This is a genomic window from Roseibium sp. RKSG952 (assembly GCF_009711355.1).
In genome coordinates, this window is record NZ_SMMF01000775.1 from 1 (window position 1) to 8,594 (window position 8,594).

The following is an 8,594-nucleotide window of genomic DNA, read 5'->3' on the forward strand; positions in this document are numbered from 1 at the left end:
AGCGAAAGACACCGCTTTGACGTTCAATTGCGAGTCGGATGGTGAAGATAACATGAAGATCATGCAAGAGGTCATCAGCAGCCACCTTGAGCGATTCGCGTGGCGTGAAGAGCTGAAACTTCAGTGGCAGACCGCGAGTTCATAAAGCTGGCCCTTGGTTGAAGCCGGAATGATTACGGCTTTTCAGGTGTGGTGGATGGCAAACTTGCAGCCCTTTACGGTTTCGATCGGCACCGGCATGCCATAGATCCGCGACAGGTTCTCTTCCGTCATGAAGCTTGCCGTATCGGTATGGGCAACGACGTATCCGTCCTTGAGAGCAACAATCATATCGGCATGTGATGCGGCATAATTAATTTCATGCAGCACGACGACAACCGTCTTCCCGTGATTGTCCGCAAGATCCCTAAGTTGACGCATGAGTTCGCGCGCATAGTACATGTCCAGATTATTGAGGGGCTCGTCCAGAAGCAGATAATCGGTATCCTGCACATAGGCCATGGCAACGAGGACGCGCTGGCGCTGCCCTCCGGACAACTCGTCGAGGAACCTTCCGGCAAGCTCTGTCAGAGCGAACAAGTCCAGCGCTTTTTCAACCTTGTCGTGATCATTTTCGGAAGGACGTCCCTGATGGTGCGGGTACCTCCCGAAACCTACCATGTCGCGTACCGAAATTCGGGAATCCACATGGGTATCTTGACGCATGATCGCGACCTTGCGAGCAAGTTCCCGCGCCTGCGTTTTCCGGATATCCAGACCGTCAAAACGAATGGATCCCGACTGCAAAGGGGAAATGCGCGCCATCAACGAAAAGAGCGTCGATTTCCCGGCCCCGTTTGGACCGATAACCGCCGTTATGCCGCCCTTTTTGATGTTCAGGGAAACATTGTGCAATATCCGCGACCGGCCATGATGAAATGTCACATTTTCGATCGTAATCATGTGCGGACCTTTTTCAGGATCAGGAGAAGGAATACCAGCCCTCCGAGAAACTCGATGACAATACCGAGCGTTGCCGCCATTCCGAGTACCCGTTCAAACACCGCCTGACCACCTACCAGAACAATGATCGAAATCAGGCTTGCAGACACGAAGATTGGTCCATGGCGGTGCGTTTTGATGAATTCGTAGCTGAGCGCGCTGACCAATAGGCCGAAAAATGACACCACTCCGACCAGAGCAGTTGATACCGCAACCAATCCTGCTACCAGCGCAAGCCCGGTCACGACCTCGCGCTGGTAGCAGACACCAAGACCGGTCGCCGTTTCACGGCCGAGCGCCATAACATCCAGAACTGTCCGTTTTTTCCAGATGATACCGCATAAAACAGCAACAAGCGGAACTGTCACAATGAGAAGGGACGTGTCAATGCGGTTGAAACTGGCAAAGAGTGACCCCTGAAAAACCGCGAATTCACTCGGATCGTTCAAACGGGAAAGCAGGTTTGTCAGGCTGCGGAACAAGACGCCAAAGACGACACCAACCAGCAGCATCCGGAAGAGATCCTGAACTCCCCTCCCAAGCAGGGTTCCAAACAAGCCAAGTGCGGCTGCACTCAAAACCACAAGATCAATGGCGAATTTAAGTTCCGCACCGAGCATTGCATATCCAAGCCCGCCAAATGCAAAAACAAGGGATGCTTGGATCAATATGTAAAGGGCGTCAAAGCCCATGACGGCGGGCGTCAGTATCCTGTTGGCGGTAATGGTCTGGAACACCACAGTCGCAACGGCAATTGCGATAGCCACGGTCACCAGCGCCACCAGCTTGGTGCCGCGGAATACCAGAATGAAGCTCCAGTTGCCCCGGGCGCCCAAAACCATGAATGCCACACCGGCAAGTGCGGCGCATAAGCTCAAGAAAACCAGTTTCCTACACACGGCGCTGGGGCCTCGCATAGAGCAACCATAGGAACACGCAGGTTCCCACGATGCCAAACACCGTGCTCGCTGGGATTTCGTATGGGTGATTGATGAGCCTTCCGATCAAGTCGCTGGCGAGCACCAGGCATCCTCCCGTCAATGCAACCAGTGGCAAGGTCGCGCGGACATTGTCACCCTTGAACCGCCGGATGATGTTTGGAACAACAAGCCCGACAAATGGCACAATCCCGACCGTCAGCACGGTGAATGACGTGATCAGCGAGACGATGGCAAGCCCGAGAACAACCACGGATTTGTAGTTCAGCCCCAGCCCGGTGGCTGTTTCCTTTCCAAATCCGGCAATCGTGAAACGATCCGCATAAAGATAGGCCCCAACTGCCAGTACACCCGATGCCCACAACAACTCATACCTGCCCTGCATGACACCGGAAAACTCACCATTCATCCAGACCGAGATGTATTGCAGGAGATCGAATTCGTAGGCGATGAAATTAGTGAGCGCTCCTATGACGCCGCCATAGATGATACCTGCCAAAGGCACCAATAAAGGTTGTGTGGGCGGCAGCCGGTGGGCCAACGTCAGGAAGACAGCCGATCCGGCGAAAGCAGTCACGCTGGACACCGCCATTTTTGCGAGTATCGAACTATTCTGCATGAGTAGCGTCGTTGCCAAAAGCCCCAGGGCCGCGCATTCTCCCGTGCCCGTTGTTGCCGGTTCCACGAAACGATTCCTGACAAGCATCTGCATGATGACGCCGGCAACGGCTAGCGAGGCTCCCGCCAGAAGAGCGGCAAGCGTTCGGGGCAACCTGCTCACAAGAAGCAGGCTGCTTCCTTCCGGGTCAAGTAGCAGATCCTCAAAACTCACATTCGCCGCGCCCGTGACAAGGCTTGCCAGAACCAGCGAAGCGAATGCAAGAGACATGACTATCAACGGAAAAAACGCGCCACTGCGCAGCAAAATCATTCTGTCATTCCGGCGGTTTCAACCAGTCAGTCTGCTGCTGCAAAGGCATCGGACAATTGCCCGATCGTTGCCATCAGGGATTGATAACCGCCGGCTGCGATATAAACATTTGCGGCATTCAGATAGATCACTTGCCCGGACTGCCAGGCTTTCGTGTCTGCAATCAGCTTATTGTCGAGCGTTTCGCGTGCCCGGGCCGTGTCGTTTCCAATGGCCGCCGCCCTGTCGATCACGATCAGCCAGTCCGGGTTGGTCTCGCGAATAAATTCAAACGAAACGGCTTCACCGTGATTGGACGCCTTTATTTCCCCGCCAGCCGGCTGGATTCCAAGCTCGGAATACAGCCAACCGAAGCGGGAATTCTGCCCATAAACACTGACTTTTGGCCCGTTTGTCATGACTATCAAGGCTGACCCTGCCCCACTTGTCTGCGTTTTCAAGGCTGATACGGCTGCGTCAAGCTTTGCTTCCAGCTCAGCTGCTTCCGGCTGTTTTCCGAACAGCTCTCCGTAGGCTTCCAGACGGCTTTTCGCCTGATTCAGAAGACCATCACCCCAGATCGTCATGTCAATTGTTGGTGCCAGCTCCGAGAGGGCTTTGACCTGGGTCGACGAGCGGCCACCGGCAACAATAAGGTCTGGTTGCAGAGCATTGACGGCTTCGAAATCGGGTTCAAAAAGAGAGCCCACGATCTCGGCTCCTGCGACGGCCTCCTCCAGATGATCCACATAGATCCGCTGGGGAACACCTTCGATCGAAACCCCCAACGCACTTAAAGTATCGACCGCGGAAATATCGAAAACAGCGATTGTCTCAGGCCGCGCAGAAACATCGACCGGGCCAGCCGCAGTATTGACGGCAACGGTCTCTGCAAGGGCGATCTGGGAACTCAACCCGAAAGCCAATAGGGTCGCGATCCAACGGGCGTGGCGCATGATGTTCTCCAGTAGATGTGCCTGGCTGATCCGGGGAATGGCTGAGCTGAGGGGCGTGGCTGGCTTGGCAAGCCAACCTGAATGATCGTTCGGTAGTGCCAAATGCCTCACACCTTTTCAAGAAAGATGTCAACTATCGCCAAGTCTAAAACCGATGCAGCCGGATGCGTTGTCACAATTTGCCCTCACTGCAAATTTCATTTGGTGCATTCCGGCAGAACATCGGCGAGCTGCGGAACGATGCGATAAAACAACAATTCAAACACTGTTTTACATGATAAAAAAACTCATGTATAGGGGCGTGGTGTGCCGACTGACCATGCCAATTTTGCCAGTTCAATCAAAAGCCAGTGTTCAGCGGACTTCAAACTACAGAATTAGGGGGCTGACCATGCTTGACCGCGTGCGTCTTTCGTTCTTGCTTACGAGCACGGTTATAAACTTCGCCATCCCCGTGACACACGCGACCGCTCAGGACGCTAGTCAGGATGGCAATACGGGGGACGCGGTCGTCCTTCAAAAGATCGTCGTGAACTCGGGGGAACCGGACCGGTACGATAAACATCAGGGTGCGGCGGACCGTGCATCTTCGATCTATATTTCCTACGATGAAATTCAAAGAACCGACCCGCAAACCTTGCGCGAATTGTTTGCGGGCAACGCGTCCATTTCCGTGGGCGGCGGCATCCCGGTTGCCCAGAAGGTTTTTGTTAACGGTATCGACGAAAACAATCTGGCTGTCTCGATTGACGGTGTGCAGCAAGGTAACCGGATCTTCCACCACACCAGCACCAACTATATTGATCCGACGCTGTTGAAGGCCGTGCGGATCGATCCAGGTGTTGCACCCGCAGATGCCGGCTTTGCTGCGCTCGGCGGTTCGATTTTGTATGAGACTGTCGATGTCGGCGACCTTCTGATCGGAGACCGAAAGTTCGGCGGTTTCGCAACCCTCAGCTACGACACGAATGGGAAGACCTTTACCGAAAGCGCGAGTGCGTATGCGCGTCACGAGGGGTTCGAGATTCTCGGATACGCGAAATTCGCCAATGGCGACGACTACGAAAACGGTGACGGCTGGACGGTGCCTGGAACGGCCGCGGATTTTTCCAGTATCCTCGGCAAGGCGGCATATGAGACCCAATCCGGGTACCGGTTCGAGATCACGGGCCAGCAGATCATCGATGATGCTCTTCGACCTTACCGGGCGAATATCGGCGGATTGTTCGGCAATTCAGCGCTACGGGTCTATGACACCACACGAAGAAATTTCTCATTCAATTTCAGCAAAGAGCAGATTGACGGCTACTGGAATCCGGAGTTCGTGGTCGGATACAGCGAAAACGATTTTAAGGTGCCAGACCCCTATGGAAGCGAGGGATCAGGCGGTACCTGGACGGGAAAATTCGAAAACGTGTTTTCCTTCAGCAAGGGGAATACGCTGACAGCCGGGGTCGACGTACTGCACCAGACCGCTGATTACTATGATCCGTTGGAAAGTTACGACGAACGTGTGGTGAACCTTGGAGCCTATGCCCAAGCCCGTGTCACGCCCATGGAGCGATTGGAACTGTCGTTCGGAGGACGGGCGGACGCCAACTATTTCGAAGGCAAGGACGGCACGGACCTCGACAATACCGGGCTGAGCGGCAACGCCTTTGCCGAATATGAAGTCGTCGACGGCCTGTTCGTCAACGCTGGCTACTCCAATGTCTTCGGTGGGATCGATCTCGAAGAAACCTTCGAATACTGGCGCCCGTGGATGTATGAAAATCTTGATCCCGTCCGCTCGGACAATGTGACCGGAGGCCTGCGCTTCGAAAACGCCGGCTGGTTTGCCGAAGGCAACTTGTTTAGCACGCGTTTTCATGACTACCGCGACGGCGACACCAATATCGACTTTAGCACGTGGGGCTACAACCTCGCCGCTGGCTACAGCTGGGGGCAGGGTTTTGCCAAAGTCTCCTATGCAAACACACGGATCAGCCTGTCTGAAGTCGATCTGGAATCCTATTACCTGATCAATATCGGCGCAGCGGTAGGTCAGATCATTTCTGCGGAGGTGGCACATACGTTTTCAAATCTGGACCTGACACTCGGTGCCACACTCGATGCAGCTCTCGAATATGACGGCTTTGAATCGGCGGGTTTCGACTCGATTGATCCATATACGGTTGTGAATGCTTACGCGGAGTACAGGCCCGAGAAGTTCGACTATTTGACGCTGCGGTTCGAAGCGAACAACATCTTCGATGAAACTTATGCAGACCGCGCAACTTATGGTGCCGAATACGATGATATCACCCCGCTCTATGAGCCGGGCCGTTCCTTCCGTCTGATGGCCAAGATTCGCTATTGAGCAGAAAGGTGAAATGCTGCTTCTGGTGCCGGGCCTTACCCCGGCATCAGAATTTGCGGGTTTCATGTTGAACATTGCCCGGTTCTGGCTGCAAAGTCCCCCGGCATTCGGCAGGAAGAATAAGGTTTGCTGGCGCTTTTGTTTCAAATGGCGTTTGAACAAATCGGAAAACCCGTTTAGAGCCTGCTCCGAAAAAGTGGGCGCCGTGTTTTCATCGCGAGATTTTAATAACTTATAACCAAAGCATGTTTTCGGCCCACTGCTATACGCCATGCTAAAGACCCGCTTGGGCGGGAACGGGAGAGGACATGGGATTGGGATCAACGCCGCATCGCTTGCTTAGAGCCGCGGAGCAATTAATGGCAGAAAACGGGATTGCCGGCACGTCTGTGAGGCAGATAACCGATGTAGCCGAGGCGAACATAGCATCTGTAAACTATTATTTCGGAAGCAAGAACGCGCTGCTGCTTGAACTGCTGAAAGACCGTTTTGCAAGACTGGATGCCGAATTGCTTGCCCGTGTCTCGAGTGTGGTGGACAAGGCCGCAGGCGAGATACCTTCTATCGCCGATTTGACGGATGCCTATTTCGACGCTCTCGCCCATCTTGGCTACAATACCGAAGCCGGTCAGCTGGACCCGTTTATTCTTTTAATTCAGCGTGTCGACTCCGAGCAACGGGACACTCTGAAACAGGCCCAGGACTTCCAGGCACCCGGCATCACACGATTGCTTACCCTGTTGAGCGCGCCTTTGGGGGAAGAGGATCGCAAAGCGGTGGATGCATGGGTTCTGGTCGGCCTCATGTTTACTGCGTCGGTTGCCGCAATGCCATTGATGGCCCGTGATGGAAGCGGCAACAAGCAGGTGCTCGCGATCCGCGGTTACATCGCAGCTGGTGTAGCGGCCTATATTCAGCACCTTCGCAGCGACATCTAAACCGTGACATTTCCATCAAATCACGGATAGCAGTATTTGCTTGATAAATGTTGGTTTGGCCGGCGGGAAACCAACGCCGTGCCCTCTTGTTGCACCCCGCACGAATGGCGGCTTTCCTGTGTGCGGTGCAACAAATCACACCGACGCCGAATGTCGGCTCAGGGCCGGTAGCGGCCAGATCCAAACGTTTCCGTATCACCATCATTTCAGCGGGTTAGGCGGCCATGCGGCTGAAATCGATCCGGCTATCCAGATCGAGATCAAACCGCCCATAGGGGTTGACGTGGCTGTAAATCAAGGGATGGAGACCGCGATGGTCTTCAGGTGTCATCCGGGCTGCCCATGCCGGTTCAGACAAGACAGACTGCAGCATCCGCGTGTTTACATAAACCAATGAGGCTTGCAGGAGGTGCAGTGCAAGCGCGGGAATCTCCTGCTCGTCAATCCGGTTGGTTGCGATTTCACCGCCTTTGCCGAAGAACACGAAGCCATTGGCACTGTTCCAGTTTTCAACGACATTCAGACCTTCATTGATCTCGCGGCGATAGGCTTCCTGCCGAAGATACCGGCACAGGAAAATGGTTTTTACCGCGCGGCCCAGTTCGCTCAGTGCCTTATAGGTCGGGTGCATCACTTCGGCGCGCGCAAACCGCCGTAAAATGGCCTCTGGATCCGCTGTCCGTGTTTGCATGGCGGCCGCATATTTGACCATTTCGTCATACTGCTGCTCAATCTCGTCCCAATTGATCGCGGTCGAGAGAATGGGAAGCAGGTTCGGCAAATTGTCACGGAAGTCATTGTCAGGCAGGGCCAGCTTTTGCCGGGCGATGGCCTTGAGCCGTGGGGCGAGCTCAAATCCCAGCAATCGGCAAAACGCAAAACCGACGACACTCTGGCCGTGGCTGTCAACGTATTGACGCTGGATTTCGAGATCAGTGCAATGGCGCAGGACACCCTCAATCATGGAGGCCACTTCAGACGACGAACACCTCTTGAGTTGAGAGTAGACACAAGTGGCCTGCTTTTCGACGTGCCAGTAGACCATCACCCCGCGGCCGCCATAACGGGTATGCCATTCCGTCATCAAGTTGCGATCCCAGGCGCCGAATTTGGTTGAGTCGGAGGCACAAGCCGTTCCGGCATCCCCCCAGACAGCTTCGTTGCGCGCGGCCAGAGTTGCATTTGCAATACGCGTACAAGCTTGCCGCAGAGAGCCAGCATGAATGAACCTGCGCTGCACGTGCAAAAGTTCATCGTATTTGACGTCCGGAGTGGCACCAGCCACGCGCTTTAGCCCCGCATTTGTCCCAAGTCCATAAAGACAAAGAAGCAATCGCTGATCCAGGACAGCCTTCGGCAACACCACGCGTGAGGCAGAGGTTTCAAATCCGTCCAGAAAACCGGTATCAAGAGCGGCTTCCTTCAGCACATCCAGAAGTCCGGTCATCGGCCAACGCCGGTTCACTTCCGCCTTGAGGGAAGCAAGGCCCGTGGGCTCCGGGAGCGGCTTGA

Annotated in this window: 8 protein-coding genes; 3 read left to right on the forward strand and 5 right to left on the reverse strand. The window is 54.6% G+C overall.

Annotated elements, in window-relative coordinates; all coding sequences use genetic code 11:
• A partial coding sequence (locus E1297_RS51235; RefSeq protein WP_155135368.1) for a DUF2218 domain-containing protein occupies positions 1-145 on the forward strand: 145 nt, incomplete at its 5' end.
• A gap of 38 nt (positions 146-183) precedes the next feature.
• On the opposite strand, the gene E1297_RS06310 is transcribed toward E1297_RS51235, so the two are convergent.
• The 4 genes from E1297_RS06310 to E1297_RS06325 are packed head-to-tail and all read right to left on the reverse strand — an operon-like array spanning position 184 to position 3,785.
• Positions 184-942: an ABC transporter ATP-binding protein gene (locus E1297_RS06310; RefSeq protein WP_155135370.1), complete on the reverse strand. Its 759-nt coding sequence runs from the start codon at positions 940-942 to the stop codon at positions 184-186.
• The gene (locus E1297_RS06315; protein ID WP_244327660.1) at positions 939-1,859 is read right to left on the reverse strand and encodes an iron chelate uptake ABC transporter family permease subunit; all 921 of its coding nucleotides are present in this window, start codon (positions 1,857-1,859) and stop codon (positions 939-941) included. Before E1297_RS06315 ends, E1297_RS06310 begins: the two co-directional genes overlap by 4 nt.
• A gap of 13 nt (positions 1,860-1,872) precedes the next feature.
• Positions 1,873-2,850, reverse strand: coding sequence for an ABC transporter permease (locus E1297_RS06320; RefSeq protein WP_244327661.1), 978 nt, complete (start codon positions 2,848-2,850; stop codon positions 1,873-1,875).
• A gap of 26 nt (positions 2,851-2,876) precedes the next feature.
• A complete protein-coding gene (locus tag E1297_RS06325) occupies positions 2,877-3,785 on the reverse strand; it encodes a siderophore ABC transporter substrate-binding protein (protein ID WP_155135372.1) in 909 nt (302 codons plus the stop codon).
• Positions 3,786-4,176: 391 nt separating this feature from the next.
• Here E1297_RS06325 and E1297_RS06330 point away from each other — a divergent pair, with 391 nt between their 5' ends.
• Both E1297_RS06330 and E1297_RS50950 read left to right on the forward strand, forming a co-directional pair.
• Positions 4,177-6,144 carry a TonB-dependent receptor gene (locus tag E1297_RS06330; RefSeq protein WP_196223219.1) on the forward strand — a complete coding sequence of 656 codons (1,968 nt, stop codon included), beginning with the start codon at positions 4,177-4,179 and terminating at the stop codon, positions 6,142-6,144.
• A gap of 308 nt (positions 6,145-6,452) precedes the next feature.
• Complete coding sequence (locus E1297_RS50950) at positions 6,453-7,082, forward strand: TetR family transcriptional regulator (protein ID WP_155135376.1); 630 nt, start codon at positions 6,453-6,455, stop codon at positions 7,080-7,082.
• Between the two features lie 214 nt (positions 7,083-7,296).
• Here the strand turns inward: E1297_RS50950 and E1297_RS06340 are convergent.
• Positions 7,297-8,594: Tn3 family transposase (locus tag E1297_RS06340; protein ID WP_155135378.1), on the reverse strand; the 1,298-nt coding region annotated here is incomplete at its 5' end.

Coding starts and splice junctions, on each gene's coding strand:
- E1297_RS06310 (WP_155135370.1), bottom strand. CDS start 942: ATGATTACGATCGAAAATGTGACATTTCATCATGGCCGGTCGCGGATA.
- E1297_RS06320 (WP_244327661.1), bottom strand. CDS start 2,850: ATGATTTTGCTGCGCAGTGGCGCGTTTTTTCCGTTGATAGTCATGTCT.
- E1297_RS06325 (WP_155135372.1), bottom strand. CDS start 3,785: ATGCGCCACGCCCGTTGGATCGCGACCCTATTGGCTTTCGGGTTGAGT.
- E1297_RS06330 (WP_196223219.1), top strand. CDS start 4,177: ATGCTTGACCGCGTGCGTCTTTCGTTCTTGCTTACGAGCACGGTTATA.
- E1297_RS50950 (WP_155135376.1), top strand. CDS start 6,453: ATGGGATTGGGATCAACGCCGCATCGCTTGCTTAGAGCCGCGGAGCAA.